Below are 19,499 nucleotides of genomic sequence, written 5' to 3'. Positions count from 1 at the left end.
ATTTATCATGATTCTGTAAAAAAGGAAACGTATATGAAAATACATCTTTGTAAAGGCGACGAGACCCTGGAGCAGGCTCTTGCCATAATCAACGACAATGATCCGGACGGAAGGGCCTATACCTTTGACAAGGAGGCCGATCGCTGCTATGTGGGAGATGAGGCCTTTGTGAACGCTCCTGTCCTTATAAACTACAAAAACTCCTACTATGCGCTTCACATAGCAGAGTAAAGAATAACGAAAAGGAAGTATCAATGAACAATTTAATGCAAAATGTAAAGAATTACTTTAATCAGCCCAATTTCAAAAAGCGACTGATTGTCATGAATGTAGGTGTTTTCCTGATGGGATTCTTCTTATCTTTTCTGATAAAGGTAGACCTGGGAACGGACCCCTGCACCTTTATGAACTGGACCGTATCCGAGAGACTTGGCATACTCTTCGGAACCTGGCAGCTTCTTCTTAACTCAGTCCTGTTCATTTTTGTAATACTCTTCGGAAGAAACCAGATAGGCCTTGGCACCATTGCAAACATGGTATTTATCGGATACATCGCCAATTTCTTCAAATGGTTATGGGAAAAGACGATTCCGGAGCACTATTTCACAGATATGCCCTCAAGAGCAGTGATTTTTGTGCTGGCGCTTTTGTTCTTTATCATATCCGTATCCTTCTACATCAATGCCAATATGGGCGTGTCCCCCTATGATGCCATGCCCCAGATCATATCAGAGAAGGTACTGAAAAAGGTTCCTTACGCAGTGATCCGTATTGCCTATGACCTTCTTGTTATCGTAGTAGGTGTTGTCCTTGGAGGAAAGCCCAATATCGGAATCCTGCTGATGGCTCTTTTCCTTGGACCTGTCATCACAGTTGTGGGCAAGTTCCTCAACAAGCATGTTTTCCATCTGTAAAACCATACTCAGATATCAAAAAAGAGACCTATGAAATCAGTGGTCTCTTTTATTATTCGCATATTCAGTTGTAAAGCTCATCATCCTCAAGCCTGTCTGATCTTAACGAAAGCAACTGCTTTCTTCTTCTCAGTCTGCTCTGTGCGGCGAACTATGTTTCCGGAATGAACATGATACTCAGAACTGTAATCTTCGTCCTGCATGCTTCCAATGCCTAACATGTCAAGAGCCTTAAACTTACCGTATGATAGGTTCTGCTCCTTTGCCTTGATCGCATCAGTCATAATCTCGATGCATCCATGACTCATGCCTTTTTTAGTCTTTGCGGAACTTCTCATTATTCAATTCCTCCATCTCATAAGAAAATTTTGATTAAATGATTTTACTGAAAGTGCTTGTGGGCCCCTCAACCCGGCCGCTTTCGTAATAAATTTTCATTTAATGGGAACATTATATAACATTAATTTCATAAAAGATAGAGGAAAAACCGTCACTTTAGCTTAATAAATCATTAAAATAGTATAAACAAAAGTTTATATTTTTTAGCGCTTATTTCTGCACTTTTATGCGTTCGTCTCCCGCCAGATAACTCAGCAATGCGGCTCTGGCGTGTTCCTTGTCTGTGGCCTCAACACTGACGGTAAACTGATAGGTGTGAATCTTGATACCATCCTCACGATTGGCCTCTTCCGTCTCCGCAATGGATCTGTCCCTGGTATCCTCACTGGTCATCTCCATGATGTCGGCAATGACAAACTTCTTAAACCATTCCTTCTGCTTTTCATCATTGAGATACTTGTCTATAAGTCCCAGAGTGTTGCCCAGATTCAGGTAGTCCCCGTGAAGGAAAGTCTCGATATCCAGGATCTCCTGCTCAAGCTCAGTGCCCTCCTCGGACCAGATGAGCTCCTTGTTAAGCATCTCCTTGGTATTATCAGCATTTTTCTTTTGCCACTCCATGATGTACCACTTCCAGACCTGCATTCGCCTTCTGTTTACTTCCTGGTCGCTGAGCTCTGACATCTTCTGGCAGGCATGCCTTACGCCTCTGGCCACCAGCTCATCCGTGGTCTTATTCACATCATAGGTCCTGCTCTGGATTATCTTGTTTTTCTCGTTGTTGATTATCTTAAGACCGAGAGTATTGTCATCCACACTCTCCATCTGAAGAACGTAATCTCCATGACGCGCAATGAAAACAGGCCTTTCAGCCAGAATCGTTTTCTGAAACTCTCTGAAAGACTTAAGTACATCTTCATATTGTATGTACTTGAAGGTCCTGCTCATACAGCCTCCTATGAAATAACTTTCTTAAGATATTGCTTTTTGAAATCCTCTATACTGCAGGGGCGTCCGTAATAATATCCCATGACCTCAGATATGGGATACTGCCTTGCTGTCAAGGCGGATTCTTCATCTTCTATACCTGTAAAACAGGTTCTGATCCCAAGTCTGTGGGCAAAGCTCGTCATGCACTCCACCACATATTTACTGGTGAGATTATCCGTCACACCTCCTGTAAGGGCCGGTGACAGATTGATAACATCTATGGGCAGATGTCTGGTGAGATCCAGGGCAGCAAAATCAGCCACGTCCAGTCCCACCTTAAGACCGCAGGACTTCAGGAATTCCACCTGACTCTTCAGATGTTCCATTCCAAGCTGCCTGGAGCCCTGTGTCAGCTGAAGGCACAGTCCTGTAGCAGGATAGGAAGTTTTCCTAAGTATCTCCAGCAGAGTTGTTCTGAACTCAGATCTCTCAAGCTGCATGAATGCCAGGTTGACGCTGAGGTAAAAATCTCTGTTATTCTTTCTGATCTCTATGGCATCCAGCAGGGATTTTTCCAGTATCCAGTTGCCCAGAGTGTAAAAGGTCTGATCCTGCTCAAGCCAGGGAACAAATTCCGAAGGAGGCACCGTTCCGAAGGGCTCCTTTTTCCAGCGGACAAATACTTCCATGCCCACAAGCCTTCCGTCCTTGGCAGCCTTGATGGGCTGATACTCAAGGTAGAAGCCGTCCATTCCCTCAAGAACGCAGTTCCTGATGGTGTCTACCAGTTCGATACTGCTTCTCTTATTGTCCAGCTCATCATTATGGAAAATGATAAGGTTGCCGTGTCTCTGGTTCTTGGAATAGTCCAGGGCATACTTGGCGCTGGTATATATCGAGTGCTCATCTATGGCAAAATCCGCAGCAAAGATAACGCCTCCGCCGATCTCAGCTCCCACTTTTTTGCCGGAAACCACAAGGGATTCCCTGGTGAAGGCCCTCATCCTGCCATAGAGCTTTTTTATATCATCAACAGACATGATGTCTGTCACAAAGGCAAGTATTGTTCCCTCGCCCCTGTAGGTCCTTCCCTGGTCCTTGGTCTCCTGCATAAGCTTGGCAGCCGTGGCCCGAAGGATATTGTTACCGGTCATATAACCGTATCGTCTGTTTACATCCGCAAAGTCAATGAAATTGATCATCAGGATCGCATAGGGCTTTTTGCGGTTCTTGAGCTGTCTCATATAGTTCAGCAGCTCATACTGGTTGGGCAAAAGAGTTATGGGATCGTTGTTGTCCACAATTCCCTTGTTGATCATTGAGCAGGCATAGAACACAGGTCTTCCCGCATAGTCCTTGATCACCACGCCTCTGCAGGAGCAGACCACATATTCACCGTTCTTGTTCTTGGCTCTGTACTCAAAGGTCGGTTCCGCTTTTTTGCCTGCATAAACAAGACCCACGTACTCGGTATACTTGTCCCTGTCATCAGGATGAATCCTGTTCTCCCACACCGAAGCGGCATTGTAGACGTACTCCCCGGTCAGTCCGAAATAATCCACTGCGTTGGGAGACCATCTCGCTATATTCTTGGTCATATCATAAACATAGACATATCGGCTTCTTGAGGTTACCGCAAAGGTGTCAAAAATCCTGTTAATGGTATCGTAAGTTCCGCCCGCCATACTTTTTTCTTAATATCTCCTCCATTTGAGCTCTGAAATTCAGAGCATATATAAATAGTATATCATTAATCACTGTAATCTGAATCCATGTTGGCAATTACGTTATAATCAGGATAAGCCGCTCTTATCTCATCAATTGCCTTCTGGAATGCCTCTCTTCTGTTTGGAGAGAAATCCACCACCAGGTCAAATCTGATATTCTTTTTCTCGAAATCAATGAAAAAGCCATGCATCTGAAGGATCTCCTTATGTGCAGAAATGATCTTTGATACATCGCTTCTTACCTTGGCAATCTTCTCATCCTTGGTGTTGATGGAGTAAATGCCTATGGATACCAGGGTCACATTGTGCTCAAGAAACACCTTCTCCTGGACATTTCTTGTGATGACATCGATCCTGTCCGCGGTAAAAGTGTCCGGTATCTCAATATGCACTGATGCCATAACTCTGTCAGGACCGTAGTCATAGAAGATAAGGTCGTAAGCACCCTGAACGCCTTCCTCTGACAGGATTGTCTTCTTAACCGCCTTAGAGATGTTTCCGTCTATTCTCTCACCAAGAATCTGGCTTATGGTATCCCTGAGCATTTCAAAGGCTGTTTTCAAAAGAAAAACAGAAATGATGGCACCGAGATAGGATTCCAGTGAAAGTCCTGTAAACACAAAGATTATGGCTGCCACCAGGGTTGAAAGGGATATGATGGCATCAAACCTTGCGTCGGTTCCTGAAGCTATCAGGGATTCTGATCTGATCTTTTTGCCTGTTCCGATAAAAAATATTGCAAGACCAAGCTTGACCACTATTGCCACAGCAATAATTATCAGAGAGATGGTGCTGTAATTAGGGGTTTCATGGGCGAAGATTGCCTTGACGGACTCCACCAGAGAAGTGATACCTGCATATAAAACTATTACGGAGATGATCATGGCACTTAAGTATTCCAATCGTCCGTAGCCATAGGGATGCTTTTTGTCGGGAGCCTTCCCTGCCAGCATTGTTCCCACAATAGTGATGACTGATGAAAGCGCATCACTGAAGTTATTTACCGCATCCAGGACAATTGCAATGGATCCGGTAACAAGTCCAATTATCGCCTTAAATCCCGCAAGCAGCACATTTACCACTATACCTATAATACTTGTCCTTATGATGACCTTGCCACGTTCAACTGCTGTATTGTTTTCTGCCATAGTTACTCTCCTACTGTCATTAATAAAATTACACATATTGTTATAATACCACGGTTTTGTGAACCTATGAAAAAAAGGTGCCTCCCCAAAGGGAAACACCTTTCTTATCCGATATTATTTAATTACAATATTGACGATTCTGCCGGGAACATAGATCTCTTTTACAACTGTCTTGCCTTCAAGCTTGTCAGCGATGAGCTCCTTGCCCTTGGCAATTACTTCGTCCTTAGGATCCTCCTTGCCGATAGCAAGGGTAGCCTTAACCTTACCGTTGATCTGAACTGCGATCTCTACTGTGTCCTCTACGCACTTTGACTCGTCGTAAACAGGCCAGGGCTCGAATGCGATGGTCTTGTCATGGCCGAGAGCCTGCCAGATCTCCTCGCCTACGTGAGGGCAGATGCAGGAAAGCATCTTGATGAAGTTCTCTGCGTACTCTCTTGGGCAGCTGCCTTCCTTGTATACTGCGTTGACAAAGATCATCATCTGGGCGATGGCTGTGTTGAAGCCAAGAGCCTCAAAGTCTGATGTAACCTTCTTTACAGTCTGATGATAAACTTTATCAAGATTGCCGTTGTTCTCATCTACGATATTGGAAGCCTCTGTAAAGAATGTATATACACGGTTGATGAACTTCCTTGCGCCGGTAACTGCTGCTGCGTTCCAAGGCTTGGATACCTCAAGAGGTCCCATGAACATCTCATAGAGTCTGAGGGTATCAGCGCCGTACTCACGAACGATATCGCTGGGGTTAACAACGAACTCAGGGAAACGCTTACCCATCTTGATGCCGTTCTCACCAAGGATCATGCCCTGATGAACAAGCTTCTTGAAGGGCTCCTTAACAGGGGAAAGTCCCTCGTTATATAAGAAACGGTTCCAGATACGTGAATAAATAAGGTGTCCTACTGCATGCTCAGGACCACCGATATAAAGATCAACAGGCATCCAGTGCTTCAAAAGCTCCTGATTGGCAAATTCATTGTCGTTGTCAGGATCGATATATCTCAGATAGTACCAGGAAGAGCCTGCGGAGCCGGGCATGGTTGAAGTCTCTCTTGTGCCCTTAAGTCCGTTCTTGTCATAGGCCTTCCACTCTGTGGCATTCTCAAGAGGAGCCTTGCCGCCGTGTCCCTTGTAATCCTCAAGCTCAGGAAGAACAACAGGAAGCTCAGAGTCATCAAGGAATGCAATGGTGCCATCCTCCTTGTATACGCAGGGAACAGGCTCGCCCCAGTAACGCTGTCTGGCAAAGATCCACTCACGGAAGTGGTAGTTAACCTTCTCTCTGGCAACGCCCATATCCACAAGCTTCTTAGTAATAGCCTTCTTGGCATCCTCGACAACCATGCCGTCGAATTCCTCAGAATTCATAAGGATGCATCCCTTGCCAAGGTAATCCTGCTTCTCAAAGGCATGTCCGGAAACATCCACAGTTCCCTCTGTATTGTTGATAACCTGAATAAGAGGAAGTCCGTGAACCTCTGCATATTCAAAGTCTCTCTGATCATGTGTAGGTACAGCCATAACAGCGCCGGTACCGTAGCTTGCAAGAACGAAGTCACCGATAAACAGCGGAACTTCCTTGCCGTTAACAGGGTTCACAGCATAAACACCCTTAAGAGGGCATCCTGACTTGGTCTTGTTAAGGTCGGTACGATCAAGGTCGTTTTTCTTCAGAGTCTCATCGATGTAAGCCTGAACCTCTTCAGGGTTCTCAACGCGGTCCATAAGTCCCTTGACGATATCTCCGTCGGGAGCAAGAACCATGAAGGTAATACCGTAGATAGTCTCGATACAGGTTGTGAAGATTGAGAACTCTCCACCGCCCACGATCTTGAAATCAACCTCAACACCGGTGGACTTGCCGATCCAGTTGCGCTGGATCTCCTTGGTGGACTCGGGCCAGTCGATCTCATTAAGTCCGTCAAGAAGCTCCTCAGCAAAAGCCTGCTGATCGATAACCCACTGTTTCATCATCTTCTTAACAACAGGATATCCGCCACGCTCTGACTTTCCATCAATTACCTCGTCATTGGAAAGAACTGTTCCCAGCTCCTCACACCAGTTAACGGGCATATCGATATGCTTGGCATAGCCCTTCTCATAGAGTTTCTTGAAGATCCACTGGGTCCACTTGTAGAACTTGGGATCACTGGTGGCGATCATCTTGGACCAGTCATAATCGAAACCAAGCTCTCTGAGCTGACCGGAGAAGGTCTCTATATTTTTCTCAGTAAATCCTGCAGGGTGGTTACCTGTTGTAACCGCATACTGCTCTGCAGGAAGGCCAAAAGAATCATATCCCATCGGGTGTAGTACATTATATCCCTGCATGCGCTTCATACGGGACATAATATCAGTAGCAGTATAGCCTTCGGGATGTCCTGCATGCAGGCCTACTCCTGAAGGATAGGGAAACATATCCAGGGCATAATACTTAGGCTTGGAAAAATCCCAAACATCAGTCTTAAAGGTATCATTGGCTGCCCAATATTCCTGCCACTTCTTTTCAATTGCGTGATGGTTATAAACTTCTGACATACTCTGCTTACTCCTCTGCTATATTAATAGACTATCTACAAAATTATACATCATGATGAAATGTTGTCAAATACGCGAAAAAGGTGTAACGCCATCCAGCGACTACACCTTTTTTCTATATAACCACAACACACCATCAATTTAAGTTCTTACATAATGAATTTATGACACATATTTGGAAGCCCAGGCCCTGAGTTCCTGCTTGGGAGTTCCCACATCGAGCTTCTTTCCTCCGTCGAAATGGATACGGGTATAGGAATTCTGGAGATCCTTGATGCTCCTCTCTATATCTGTGCCGCCTGAAGTAGCAAATAGCACTACATGCTTGCCGGAGAAATCATACTCTTCCAGGAAAGTATTGATAATTCTCGGAGCGGTATACCACCAGATGGGGAATCCCAGGAAAATTACATCCATGCCGTCAATATTTGCGGGCTCTCCGCCGATCTCAGGTCTTGACTTAACATCATTCATTTCCCTGTTGCTTCTCGAGTCATCCTTCTGCCAGTTAAGGTCATCTGCGGTATATTTTACCTTTGGCTCTATCTCATAAGTAACTACTCCGATAGCATCTGCAATATCCTTTGCCACTGTAGCAGTTACGCCGCTTGCTGAAAAATAACATACCATTGCATTTTTTCTCATATGATCTCCTTAAATACATTCCGGTTAAAAAGTGATAGTAATCTTCTGAGGCTTAACGTTACGGGATTCACCCTTTCTTCCGCGCCATACGATGCCCTCCGAAACATTTATCATATCCGCATGGGCGGTCATTGCAGCCATTATCTGCTTAACCGCTGCCTCATAGTCCTTGGGATCGATGGGCACCACATAGTCGTGATTTAAATGTTCCGTGGAAATAAGAGCCGATCTGTACCTGGAATCGTATTTAATCCCATAAAAAGTGCAGATCTCTGTATTAAGTGTTCCATTGCTGTCAGCGCACTGCATGGCAATATACATCACTTCACCTCTTTCTGACTCTATTTTTGGAATTATTCAATCATATTCAACAATATAATGATAATACTTTTACTATATTCTGACAACTCGCCAAAACCCGTTTTAATACTCTTTTTATGCTTTTTTTATGATGTCATAAAAAAAAAACGCACTGTAAACGTGCGTTTCCGAAATAAACATTTTTCAGTTGCCCATGGATGCTATAAGGGCATCAATTTCAGCCTGGCTGAGCATCTTGCCGGAATCTGCCGGGGATGGTGCTGCTGCCGGGGCCGCTGCTCCTCCTGCCGCCGGTACGCTGGAGGGCGAAAAGCCGCCTCCGCCGCCTGCCTGGGAGGATTTTGACATTATACTCGCTAAAAGAGCCTGCTGCTCTGGGCTAAGTCCGTTAGAATCCATATGTAAAACCTCTCTGATCTGTCCCACATAAAAAATCAAATAGCTAAGTGATATTTTATAGAGGATGAAATAATACGTCAAATAACGTTTTTATAAACTTTTCTTCATTTAATATATCGACCGGTTTTACAAATATCTTTAAGGCAGCAATTAATGCAGTCAGGTCTTCTGGCTACGCATACCGCTCTGCCGTGGGTTACAAATCTGTGACATAAGCTGTTCCCCTCCTCGGGAGGAACTATTTTCCACAGCTCCTTCTCCACCTTGGCAGGGTCCTTCTCATCATCCACAAGACCAATTAGATTACAAAGCCTTATGCAATGGGTATCCGTGACAATGGCGGGCTTGCCAAACACATCCCCCAGGATGAGATTGGCGCTCTTTCTGCCAACGCCGGGAAGGGCCAGGAGTTCCTCCATATTGTCCGGAACATTGTCATTATACTTCTCATGGATGACTTTCATACAGGCTGAGATATCCCGGGCTTTGGAATTGCCAAGACCGCAGGGCCTTATGATCTCCTCGATCTCTGAAACCTCAGCATTAGCAAGGGCCTCTACCGTAGGGAACTTGGCGTAGAGCTTGGGGGTTGTAAGATCAACCCTGGCATCCGTACACTGAGCCGCCAGCCTCACGCTGATAAGCAGCTGCCAGGCCTGGGAATAGTCCAGTGTACAGACAGCGTCGGGATATTCTTCTTTTAGTCTTTTGATAACCTCAAGACACAGCTTTTTCTTCGTCATAGTATTCGCTCTTATTATTCTCTTCTAACTTCTCGTCTTTGATAACATACAGATAATAAAAGAGTACCATAAAAAGCTCACCAAACATACTGATTACAAATAAAAGATCCATATTTCCCGTTGCAGGGCCCAGAGCCGCGAACACAAACATCAAAAGTCCGGAGAAAAACAGGTTCTGATTTTTGAATCTGATCCAGACCACAACACCTGAGATGATAAGCGGTATTACGGTTCCGAAGGAAAGAAGCCTGCTGATGGCTTCTGCCCATCCGGGGGTCATGGCTGAGGAGGTATGTCTGATGTTAGCTCCCACAGAGGCTGTAACAAGGTCCACACCGAAGGCATGGGCTATACCAAGGACCATCACCAGGGCTGTGAAAACCCAAAGGGCTGACATGGCTCTTTTCCCCAGCTTAAGTCCGTATCCGCAGATAGGAAAGATAAGGGGCACCAGGGCTCCGTGAAAGATGAATCTGAGCCTTGCCAGGAAAAGAGGTATCTCTCCCACAACGCCTCCCAGAGCGATCAGGGAAGCATCTGCCACCAGGCCCACAGTTGTCAGTAACATGCAAAGAACAACAGTCGTTTTTGTTCTTTTATATAATCCCGCAAACAATACAATAAACAAAAACTCAAGACCGGTTATCACCCACAACACCGGCTGAATATTTGACACTAAAAAGTCGTGCATACTTTTTCCCCACTTTGTCATTTTATTTTTTTAATACAAAATCCACCAACCCATACTTTCTTAAAAGAATAACCCCTGTAACAAGAAGTCCCTGACCAATGATATTGATAGCCTGAGCAATCCAGTTCATGTAACTTTGTGAAAAATCCCTTGTTGAAAGATATCCCATACATAAGTAGCACAGGAAAGATATGAAAAAGAGCACTATAATAAGGGGCTTTTTCATTTTCACTGCAACAACACAAAGAACAAAATAAATAAGTGCAACGCCAAGGACCATAGCAGTTACAAATATGAGAGTTCCTGAAAAAACAGGCGGAACAACGCTAAGAGCCGCTCCCTCACCCTGTCTGTGGAAAAGCATTGCAGTAATACCAATTCCTGCAAGAAGAAATCCCAGAGACTGCACCGGGAAAAACATCTCAGAAAGAGGCTTGAAATCACAGATTCCGGTAGCATAAAGAAGCTTATACAGAGCCTTTAAAAATCCGGCAAAAATAATATCAATGGTGCCTGTGGCAAACAGAGCGAAGGCTCCCTTACTCATTTTGTTGTAGAGATCTCTCTGGAGCATGATCGCTGCCACCGCAAACAGCAGCACCGGAATGAAATCCACCAGTGCCATGGGAACAGAAAATTCCTTCATCTTTTTACCCTCCATAGATCATGCCTTTTTATTCAGATGATAGATGGGAAGGAAAGGAATAATGATAGGTGTCTTGTCGGCGTAGTCGTTGTATTCCTTGTCATTTCCGTAGCGGGCCATCTGTCTCTTCTCAAGTCGCTGAGCACCGTTGAACATGATATAAACGATGCAGACATAAGCGATGATAGCCATAAGCCACTGGCCGATTCCTGTGTAGGTTGTGATTCCGCTGATGAATACTCCTGTCCAGAAGATGATCTCCCCAAGGTAGTTGGGGCATCTTACGATCTTGTAAAGTCCCTGGGTAGCTACCATCTTGGGGTTAACCTTCTTCTGCTCGGATTTCTGCTTATCTGCAAGAGACTCCAGTAAAAGTCCCAGCACAGAAATAACGATGCCGATAACAGGAAGGGTCACATCCTTGGAGCCGTTAGCGTATCTGTAGAGCATAGGGCTCACCTGGGCTGTGTAAAGAACAGCAACGCAGAGCCAGATGGGAGTGCTTACGAAGATAGGGAGCTTTTTGAAGCCCTCAATTTCAGTTTGGGCAGCCTTCTGGAAGCCGGCGCTCTTAAACTCTCTTACAAGGAGGAAGCCTGAAAGTCTTGCTCCGTAGGCCACAAAAAGAACTGCCTGAAGGATGGCAAGCCATAAAACGCCGTCGGTCCAGCCGTTTTTAAGGGCAAGTACAAGAATTGTCAATCCGCCTCCGGCAATGGCAAAGCCATAACCGATGGATAAAAAGTAAACGTATTTGATAAATCCAACAGATGATAAAATCGCACATACAATGCAGATAATAAGTAATAAATTCCAGAACATATCTTATCCTCTCTATTAATTATTTCTAACGGACCGATCAGGCCTTGAAGCTGTCCTTGATATACTGCTTGAAGCTCATATCGCCGTAGGTTGTATCTCCCACCATCTCCTCTGTGAGGGTCCACTTGGAGAACTTAAGGATAGCTTCCTTACCGTTTTTCTTGAGCTTGTTAACAAAGGCAAGAACATCAAAGAGCCACTCGGGAGCTCTCTTTATAACAGCTGGCTTGCCTGCTGCCTCGAAGCACATATTTGCGATCTCTTCGTAGGAGTAGGTCTCTTTTCCGCCTACGTTGTAGCTCTTGTTCTCATCCATCATGTGCTTAACGATGAACTCACCGAAGTCCTCAGTGGAGATAACATTGGCGTGAACAGGCTTCTTTCCAAGAAGTGTGACCTGGCCCTTTTCTACCATGGGACGGAATACCTTCACGATATCGTAGAAGTAGCCTGTAGGACGGTGGATAACATAGGTAAGGCCGCTCTTTTTGAGCTCCTCCTCAAAAAGGTATTTTGCATGAAGCATGGGCACATCGGGAGCCTTGTCAGCCTTGATCACGGAGATGTAAGTAAAGTTCTTAACTCCTGCCTTTTTAGCCTCATTCAGAAGATTGAGATTGCCCTGATAGTCGATCTCGTAGTTGGTAACTGTTGCTGAAGTCTTGGTAAGACCTACGGTTGTGATGACAACGTCTGCTCCGTCGCAGGTTCCCTTCAGGGTCTCAGGGTTGGTAACATCCACCTTCCTGAAGGTAAAGTTCTTATCAACTCCGATGTCTCTCTGAGCCATATCCAGGGCCACAACCTCGTGTCCCTCTTTAACTAATGATCTGAAAATATCCGCGCCAAGATTGCCGTAAGCGCCTGCAAGTACAACTTTCATAATTTTCTCTCCTCTTATTTCTTTTTCTTTTCCTGAGCACGCTTGTCGTTGATTATCTTCATGTGCTCTTCGGTTACAAGTTCTACATTGTTCTCTCTTGCCCACTCTACACATCCCTTAAGGGCTGCGGGAAGGAATACTCTGGGCACTCCCAGAAGGCATTTAAGGGCGTCATCGGTGAATTTGATCTTGTCGTCTGCCCTGTCTGCCGCATATCTCACAGATGAAAGTGAAGCCTCCCTAACCTGTAAAAGCTCCGCTCTCATGCGCTTTTTCCTGTGGAACCAGAAGTTCTTGGAATCCCTGTAGCCGTAGTCCACGGGAAGAGGCGGGAAGTCTCCGGCCTTTACGCCGTTGATAATGGCATCGGAATATTTCTTTTTCATAAGGATCTTGTCTATTCTAAGAATGAAATGAGCTCCGAACTTACTGGTGATTCCGTTGAAATCATGATAAGGTCCCTCATAGCCCTCAAGAACGCCGGGCTGATCCTTGTCGGCACCGTCCAGCTCTCTCATCCAGGTACACTCCAGAACCTCGATGGCATCTGTCATTACCATAGGACGGATGTCGCTGGGATTCTCCTCCTGAATAAGGCTCTTTTCCAATTTGAAATTACATTTGGGCATCTTCTCTGATGGCTTATCCCCGGGCCATGAGAGCTTCACTGCCTCTTTGAAGGTCTTGGGATTGTCGTCGATAAAATTGATGGCACACTTGCCGGTTCTTAAGATATTCTGGGCGGTGTTGGAAGAATTACGGCAATTAAGAAGCATCGCGTAGTAATCCTTTCCGGCCACATAATAGGGCTGGATCAGTGAGTAAGGACCAAGATTGGTGGTGCCGTCCTCACAGATAGTGCTGATAACTACAGTGGGCATCGGGAAAAACAGTGATGTCTGGTAGAAGTTATCAACGATTCGAAGATTCTCAAAACTACTCATTACACTACTCCTTCTCATATAACTAATTATTCATCACAGGCAAGCAGCCTGAGTGCTTTCATCTGATCCTCTATTGAGGTCTCTGACATGGTAAAAAACAGGATGGATTCCGCTATGTAAACGGGAAGAAAGTTCTCGTCCTCAAATCTGCCGGTGCCCTTTTTGCAGGCGGGTTTTATAAGCCTTGCCAGCATGGTGCGAAGCTGTTCATGCCTTTCGGTATATACGGAAGACAGGGCTGAGGCTGCATCCTTATCCTGAAAGAGATAACTGTATTTCTCTGAAAATCCCTTAAGTTCTGCCAGAACGCCCCTGAAAAAGCCATCTGTATCCGAAGGGTCCAGTTCACTCATCCTGATAGTGCACTTGTACCAGTCATCCAGCATAAAGGCTGAGATAAGAAGCTCCTTGGACTTAAAATAGTTGTACACCGTGCCCACGCCTATCCCGCAGGCAGAAGCTACGCTTCTTATGGTGGTCTTGCCATAGCCGCCTTCCATCAGCTGCTTCTTGGCTTCTTCCACTATCTGTTCTCTTAAATTCTCGATAATCTTGGGCATGGGAAATCATCCTTTTTATTTTTATGAACGTGTTCATTTAAATTTTAACAATTACCATAGATTTGTCAACCATGGGATTTAAAGAACTTTTCTTACAGCAAAAAGTAATGTAAAAAATATGTAGTTGTCACAGTATAACACGGAAATAGTTTAGACTTCTGCAGCCGCTTTTTGGCGAGGATATGCCGTGAAAGCCCCTTGATATCAATATCCAGGGTGTTTCTATACTTTCAGCGGATTTGAATCTTCCGGGTATCACAACTACATATTTTTCATATCCACTAAAAAAACTGCCGCGACATAGCACGGCAGCCTCTTTTTATTTATTCATAAATGTTCTAACATTTATTCCGTTGACCTCGATATGGTCATCCACGGCGATGACAAGGCACTGTCTGCCGTCGATGATCTTGGACTCTACAAGATCTGCGCGGTCGGGCTTAACCTTGATCACAACATCGGGAGTCTCGATATCGAACTTCTTGGTGTTGGCGATGTTGGTGGCAAGAAGGTGTACATCCTCTTCTCCCACAGTCCTCTCATAGTTCTGGTCAAAATAGTCAAGTCTCTCTGCGGGAACTCCGCTGTCTGCAAGAAGCTGCTTCACATCCTTCTTGGTGAGCTCCAGTGGCTCCGGATCTCCCTCGTGATCCTCGATCATATCATTTAAGTTATCATGGATATTTCTCATGATATCGTAGTCTGCATCATCACCGATGCTGTCCTGAACCAGGGCATCGAAGAGATTCTTCTGCTCGGGAGCAGGCATGGGAGCCATTCCTCCAAACATTGCCTCCACGAACTCAGGCTGAAGGTCATCGGGCTTCTTGGTGAAGTAGAGCATATTGTGGATATCCATATCCCTCTCGATGAATGCCGGGAAAAGGAAGCCCTTGGAAGGTCCCTCCACGATCCAGTCCCGGAATCTCTCCTCTATATCATTTTTGCTCTCGTTATAGCCAAGGCCGGCCTTGGAAAGCTTCACAGGACAGATGCTGCAGAGAATATAGTCATAAATTTTGTCTGAAGCGTCCTCCATCTGGATTCCGTCGGAGGATACTCCGGGAATGTCGTAGATGGCATGAACAAGCAGGATAAGATAGTTCTCGCCGTTGATATAGTTGGCGATTATCTTATCGTAGAACTCGTCAATTATCTCGTCTTCTTCCAAGTGGGAATCTCTTAAGGTCAAAAGAAAGTCCTGAGTACCTCCCGGCTGTTCCTGGTCAAGAGGAAACTCAAGACTGATAAGGTTCTTGCCAAATGTTCCTGCAAGGGTATGCTGGAAAATATCCAAATACTTGTACATCTGCTCGTCAGGCAGCTGTCTGAAGGCCTTTTTGAAAACAAGCCTCTTGTTCTTTTCATGATCCACAAGGCATGCGCAGATGTGGTCGATGGTGCATCTTTCAGGTGTAAACTGTTTCTTGATCTCTAATGTTTCTGCCTTATTCATTTGTTATTATCATTTTCCTTTGTTCATAAATTTTTGGCACATATCCAGTGCAAACTCCGTAGGATATAATTGTACCATAACGGAATCGATCAGGTCACCGATTGTCATCCTAAATGCTATTTTAACAAATTTATCGTAAGTAGTATCAAACATTTTTTCAAAAACTTTTATGCTCTCCACATCTATCTGATTAACAATGGGAGTACTGATGTCCGTTGCAACCCCAAGCATTGATGAAAGGGATGTTGCGCTGGTACCCATCATCTGGTTCATGGCCTCGGAAGCCGCAGACAGATGAAGGTCTGAGATATCACCGGCAGTATTGGTTCCGTCGCCGCCCATCATAAGATCAGTCATAACCTTAACGTCATGCTCCTTAAGAACCAGAACGTTATTTCCCTCAAGGCCCTTTACATAATGAATCTGCACAAAAATACAGGTCTTTTCATAGTCATCAAGAGCTTCGCTCCTTTTAATGACCTTTACATTAGGAGTCGTGATATCGACTTTTCTATTAACCATCATACTGAGAGTAGTGGCTGAATTTCCCATACTGATATTGGCGATCTCACCTAAAATATCTATCTGTTCATTATTCAGAATAAACTCTTCCACGATAAGCCTCCTTAAGGACTCTGGGTTTATGGCAGCAAAATAATTTCAGACATTTAGCCTATATTAAATATTTTAGTTTAATTCACGTAATTGCGCTATAGTTTTATGCTTTTTTAAGAATATTTCCATTTTGTTATCAATAGGTGTTAAGATACTTTTATAAGCATAAAGTCTTCTAAAGGAGCAAAAATGATCTACACAGTCACCTTTAATCCGGCCATCGATTATGTTGTACACATGTCAGATGAGCTTCTTGCGGGTATGACCAACCGCACCCTTTCCGAAGAGTGCTATTTCGGAGGAAAAGGAATCAATGTATCAACTGTTCTTAAGAACTTAGGATATTACAGCACCGCCCTGGGCTTTGTGGCGGGCTTTACAGGCACCGCCATAGAAGAAAGCGTCAAAAAGCGCGGGATAGGTGCCGATTTCATCACCCTTCCGGAGGGTATTTCCAGAATAAATGTCAAAATTAAGGGAAAAGAAGAGACGGAAATAAACGCTCAGGGTCCGGTAATACCGGAATTTGCCATCAATGAGCTGTTTGATAAGATAAGAGGCCTTCAGGATGAGGATATTCTCATACTGGCGGGCAGCATCCCCTCTTCACTTCCCAGCGATATCTATGAAAGGATCCTGGCTTTTTTGGAGGGCAAAAATGTCCGCACCGTGGTGGATGCCACCGGAGACCTTCTAAAAAAAGTCCTGAAGTATCGACCTTTTTTGATAAAGCCCAATAACCATGAGCTGGGGGAAATGTTCGGTAAAACCCTTACAACTATTGAAGAATATAAGGAATACGCAGGAAAGCTCCGGGATATGGGCGCAAGGAACGTGCTTATTTCCATGGCCGGTGACGGTGCTCTTCTTCTGACAGAAGAGGGTAAGGCCTACAGCATGCCCGCACCGAAGGGAACTGTCAAAAATTCCGTAGGGGCTGGAGATTCCATGGTTGCCGGCTTTATCGCAGGATATCTTAAGAGCGGTTCCTATGAAGAAGCCCTTAAAATGGGCACTGCGGCAGGCTCTGCCACAGCCTTTTCAGAGGATCTTGCCACAGTTGATCAGATATCCGCTCTCTACAATCTCATTTCAGGAAAGGAGTCATGATAATGGCATCACATACGCTATCAGCAGTGGCAGCTTCAGCCGGTATCGGGACAGGCAAAATATTTGTTGTTTCCTCCCCGGACCTTAGCTACGAAGCCGGTACCTGCAATGATGCTCCTGCCGAAAAAGAGCGCTTCGAAAAAGCAGTAAATACATTCAAAGAAAAAATTCTGGAAAAGTCCGACAGCCTGAAGGAAAAGGCAGGCCCCAAGGAAGCTCTTATCCTGGACAGACAGCTCCTTCTTATCTCCGATCCTTCCATGTCGGATGAAATGCTTCGGCTTATCGCAGAAGGTCATAGCGCCGAAGAAGCTGTGGACAGTGTCTGCAATATTTTTATCCGCATGTTTTCCGGTATGGATGATGAGCTGATGTGCCAGAGGGCTGCGGATATTCTGGACGTGAGAAATTCCATGCTAAAGCTTCTTCTGGGCCTAAAGGACACGGATATAGCATCCGTTCCCAAGGGTTCAATCCTGGTAGCCAGAGATCTGCCACCTTCCCTGACCTCGCAGATAGTCAGGGAGAACATAAACGGTATCATCACAGAAGAAGGAACCAGAACCTCCCACATCGCCATCATAGCAAGAGCAATGGAAATACCACTTGTCTGCGGCGCAGAAAGGGTCCTTGAATTAGCAAAGGATGGGGATACAGCCATTGTTGACGGAGATCAGGGACTGGCACTTATAAATCCGGACCGGGAGGAACTGGATAAATACAGCGAGCTCTTCCAAAAAAGGCAGCGGAAAATAGCCCGTCTTTCCCAGTACCTTGGAAAAGAAACCGTAACCGCCGACGGCCAAAAGCTTTCCCTTTTCTGCAATATAGGAACCCCTGAGGAAGCCGCCAGAGTTCTTGAACAAAGCGGCGAAGGCATAGGTCTATTCAGGTCAGAATTTCTTTTTATGGATAAAAAGGCAGAGCCCTCCGAGGAGGAACAGTTCGAAGCCTATAAGAAAATAGCGGAGATGATGGAGGGCCGGCCCGTCATCGTCAGAACCCTGGATGTGGGCGGTGATAAGGATATCCCCTATCTCAACCTTAAAAAGGAAGAAAATCCCTTTCTGGGACTTAGGGCCATCAGGTATTCCCTGGCAGAAAGGCAGCGCTTTTCCCTGCAGCTTAGGGCCCTTCTTCGGGCCAGCGCCTACGGAAAGGTCAAGATAATGATTCCTCTTGTGACCTGCATAGAAGAACTTCGCTCTGTAAAAAGCATGGTGGAAGACATTAAGACTGAGCTTGATGGGCAGCATATTCCTTACGATAAAAATATCGAGATCGGCTGCATGATAGAGACCCCTTCCGCCAGCCTTATTGCGGATATCCTTGCCAGGGAAGCGGATTTCTTTTCCATTGGCACCAACGACCTCATACAATATACCATGTGCGCAGACAGAGGAAACAGCGGCCTGTCCTATCTGGACTCCCCCTTCCATCCTGCAGTTCTGCGATCTGTAAGGCATATTATAGGCTGCGGAAAAAATGCGGGAATTCCCGTGGGGATGTGCGGAGAAGCCGCAGCGGATCCTCTCCTTATACCTCTTCTTATATCCTTTGGTCTTAAGGAGTTCAGTGTCGACCCGTCTTCTGTTCTCAAATGCCGACATGATATACATAAATGGAATAAAAAAGATGCTGATGAGCTCACAGAAAAAATAATGTCCCTGGACAATATAGATGAAATAAAGAAAACCCTTGCAGATTGATCTCTGCAAGGGTCAGACTGTAGACAAAGTCCACGGCATCTGCCGTGGATTTTTCTTTATAAAAGTGCCGGAAACTCAGTATTTATCTGGGCTTGAGGCGCTTTTTCTGGTATAATAGAAGTATCAAAGTTGGGGATGGGGATTGCCTTTATGATGACTTCTAATACCGAAAGAAAACGCGAACAGATGCAGTTTGTGAGCATGGACGATCTGGTTCCACAGGACCACATGCTCAGGCTTATTGATAAAGCCATCGACTGGTCATTCATATATGATCTTGTTGAAAATAAGTATTCTTCAGACATGGGAAGACCCAGCATGGATCCTGTCACTCTCATTAAAATCCCTTTCAT

Annotated in this window: 21 protein-coding genes and 1 pseudogene; 5 read left to right on the top strand and 17 right to left on the bottom strand. The window is 45.1% G+C overall.

Annotation, left to right across the window (positions count from 1 at the left end):
• Positions 1–33 precede the first annotated feature (33 nt).
• Complete coding sequence (locus tag T359_RS0106050; RefSeq protein WP_026516685.1) at positions 34–231, top strand: hypothetical protein; 198 nt, start codon at positions 34–36, stop codon at positions 229–231.
• A 23-nt stretch (positions 232–254) separates the two neighbouring features.
• Positions 255–914 (top strand): YczE/YyaS/YitT family protein, encoded by a 660-nt coding sequence (locus tag T359_RS0106045; protein WP_035783883.1) that lies wholly within the window; start codon positions 255–257, stop codon positions 912–914.
• An 86-nt stretch (positions 915–1,000) separates the two neighbouring features.
• On the opposite strand, the gene T359_RS0106040 is transcribed toward T359_RS0106045, so the two are convergent.
• The 17 genes from T359_RS0106040 to fliY form a co-directional block, all read right to left on the bottom strand.
• The gene (locus T359_RS0106040) at positions 1,001–1,252 is read right to left on the bottom strand and encodes a hypothetical protein (protein ID WP_026516683.1); all 252 of its coding nucleotides are present in this window, start codon (positions 1,250–1,252) and stop codon (positions 1,001–1,003) included.
• 211 nt (positions 1,253–1,463) lie between these two features.
• Positions 1,464–2,201 carry a hypothetical protein gene (locus T359_RS0106035; protein ID WP_026516682.1) on the bottom strand — a complete coding sequence of 246 codons (738 nt, stop codon included), beginning with the start codon at positions 2,199–2,201 and terminating at the stop codon, positions 1,464–1,466.
• Positions 2,202–2,209: 8 nt separating this feature from the next.
• Positions 2,210–3,868: a sensor domain-containing phosphodiesterase gene (locus T359_RS0106030; protein WP_026516681.1), complete on the bottom strand. Its 1,659-nt coding sequence runs from the start codon at positions 3,866–3,868 to the stop codon at positions 2,210–2,212.
• A 65-nt stretch (positions 3,869–3,933) separates the two neighbouring features.
• Positions 3,934–5,058, bottom strand: coding sequence for a cation diffusion facilitator family transporter (locus T359_RS0106025; protein WP_026516680.1), 1,125 nt, complete (start codon positions 5,056–5,058; stop codon positions 3,934–3,936).
• Between the two features lie 114 nt (positions 5,059–5,172).
• On the bottom strand, positions 5,173–7,602 hold the full coding sequence (gene leuS, locus T359_RS0106020; protein ID WP_026516679.1) for a leucine--tRNA ligase: 2,430 nt from the start codon (positions 7,600–7,602) through the stop codon (positions 5,173–5,175).
• Positions 7,603–7,764: 162 nt separating this feature from the next.
• Complete coding sequence (locus T359_RS0106015) at positions 7,765–8,247, bottom strand: flavodoxin (protein ID WP_026516678.1); 483 nt, start codon at positions 8,245–8,247, stop codon at positions 7,765–7,767.
• 24 nt (positions 8,248–8,271) lie between these two features.
• Positions 8,272–8,568 (bottom strand): hypothetical protein, encoded by a 297-nt coding sequence (locus T359_RS0106010; RefSeq protein WP_026516677.1) that lies wholly within the window; start codon positions 8,566–8,568, stop codon positions 8,272–8,274.
• Between the two features lie 183 nt (positions 8,569–8,751).
• Positions 8,752–8,967: a hypothetical protein gene (locus T359_RS0106005; RefSeq protein ID WP_026516676.1), complete on the bottom strand. Its 216-nt coding sequence runs from the start codon at positions 8,965–8,967 to the stop codon at positions 8,752–8,754.
• Positions 8,968–9,071: 104 nt separating this feature from the next.
• Complete coding sequence (locus T359_RS0106000) at positions 9,072–9,710, bottom strand: endonuclease III domain-containing protein (protein WP_026516675.1); 639 nt, start codon at positions 9,708–9,710, stop codon at positions 9,072–9,074.
• Positions 9,685–10,401 (bottom strand): hypothetical protein, encoded by a 717-nt coding sequence (locus T359_RS19515; protein WP_155840013.1) that lies wholly within the window; start codon positions 10,399–10,401, stop codon positions 9,685–9,687. Before T359_RS19515 ends, T359_RS0106000 begins: the two co-directional genes overlap by 26 nt.
• Positions 10,402–10,423: 22 nt before the next feature.
• A complete protein-coding gene (locus tag T359_RS0105990) occupies positions 10,424–11,047 on the bottom strand; it encodes a hypothetical protein (RefSeq protein WP_026516674.1) in 624 nt (207 codons plus the stop codon).
• A gap of 18 nt (positions 11,048–11,065) precedes the next feature.
• Positions 11,066–11,869 carry a DUF1295 domain-containing protein gene (locus T359_RS0105985; RefSeq protein WP_026516673.1) on the bottom strand — a complete coding sequence of 268 codons (804 nt, stop codon included), beginning with the start codon at positions 11,867–11,869 and terminating at the stop codon, positions 11,066–11,068.
• Between the two features lie 37 nt (positions 11,870–11,906).
• Positions 11,907–12,752 (bottom strand): SDR family oxidoreductase, encoded by an 846-nt coding sequence (locus T359_RS0105980; protein WP_026516672.1) that lies wholly within the window; start codon positions 12,750–12,752, stop codon positions 11,907–11,909.
• Between the two features lie 14 nt (positions 12,753–12,766).
• Positions 12,767–13,696, bottom strand: coding sequence for a hypothetical protein (locus T359_RS0105975; RefSeq protein WP_026516671.1), 930 nt, complete (start codon positions 13,694–13,696; stop codon positions 12,767–12,769).
• Between the two features lie 26 nt (positions 13,697–13,722).
• Positions 13,723–14,256 carry a TetR/AcrR family transcriptional regulator gene (locus T359_RS21380; protein ID WP_051545029.1) on the bottom strand — a complete coding sequence of 178 codons (534 nt, stop codon included), beginning with the start codon at positions 14,254–14,256 and terminating at the stop codon, positions 13,723–13,725.
• Positions 14,257–14,575: 319 nt separating this feature from the next.
• Complete coding sequence (locus T359_RS0105965; RefSeq protein WP_026516670.1) at positions 14,576–15,712, bottom strand: DUF4317 domain-containing protein; 1,137 nt, start codon at positions 15,710–15,712, stop codon at positions 14,576–14,578.
• A gap of 9 nt (positions 15,713–15,721) precedes the next feature.
• Positions 15,722–16,327, bottom strand: a complete 606-nt coding sequence (gene fliY / locus T359_RS0105960) for a flagellar motor switch phosphatase FliY (protein WP_026516669.1) — start codon at positions 16,325–16,327, stop codon at positions 15,722–15,724.
• A gap of 189 nt (positions 16,328–16,516) precedes the next feature.
• Here fliY and pfkB point away from each other — a divergent pair, with 189 nt between their 5' ends.
• The 3 genes and pseudogenes from pfkB to T359_RS19505 all read left to right on the top strand — a co-directional run.
• A complete protein-coding gene (pfkB, locus tag T359_RS0105955) occupies positions 16,517–17,437 on the top strand; it encodes a 1-phosphofructokinase (RefSeq protein ID WP_026516668.1) in 921 nt (306 codons plus the stop codon).
• A 2-nt stretch (positions 17,438–17,439) separates the two neighbouring features.
• A complete protein-coding gene (ptsP, locus tag T359_RS0105950; protein WP_035783953.1) occupies positions 17,440–19,146 on the top strand; it encodes a phosphoenolpyruvate--protein phosphotransferase in 1,707 nt (568 codons plus the stop codon).
• Positions 19,147–19,296: 150 nt separating this feature from the next.
• A pseudogene (locus T359_RS19505) lies at positions 19,297–19,499 on the top strand (IS5/IS1182 family transposase); the annotation flags it as partial.

Origin of the sequence: Butyrivibrio sp. MC2021, assembly GCF_000621605.1 — a bacterium.
GTDB lineage: Bacteria > Bacillota > Clostridia > Lachnospirales > Lachnospiraceae > Butyrivibrio.
This window is presented reverse-complemented; position numbering and strand designations above follow the sequence as displayed.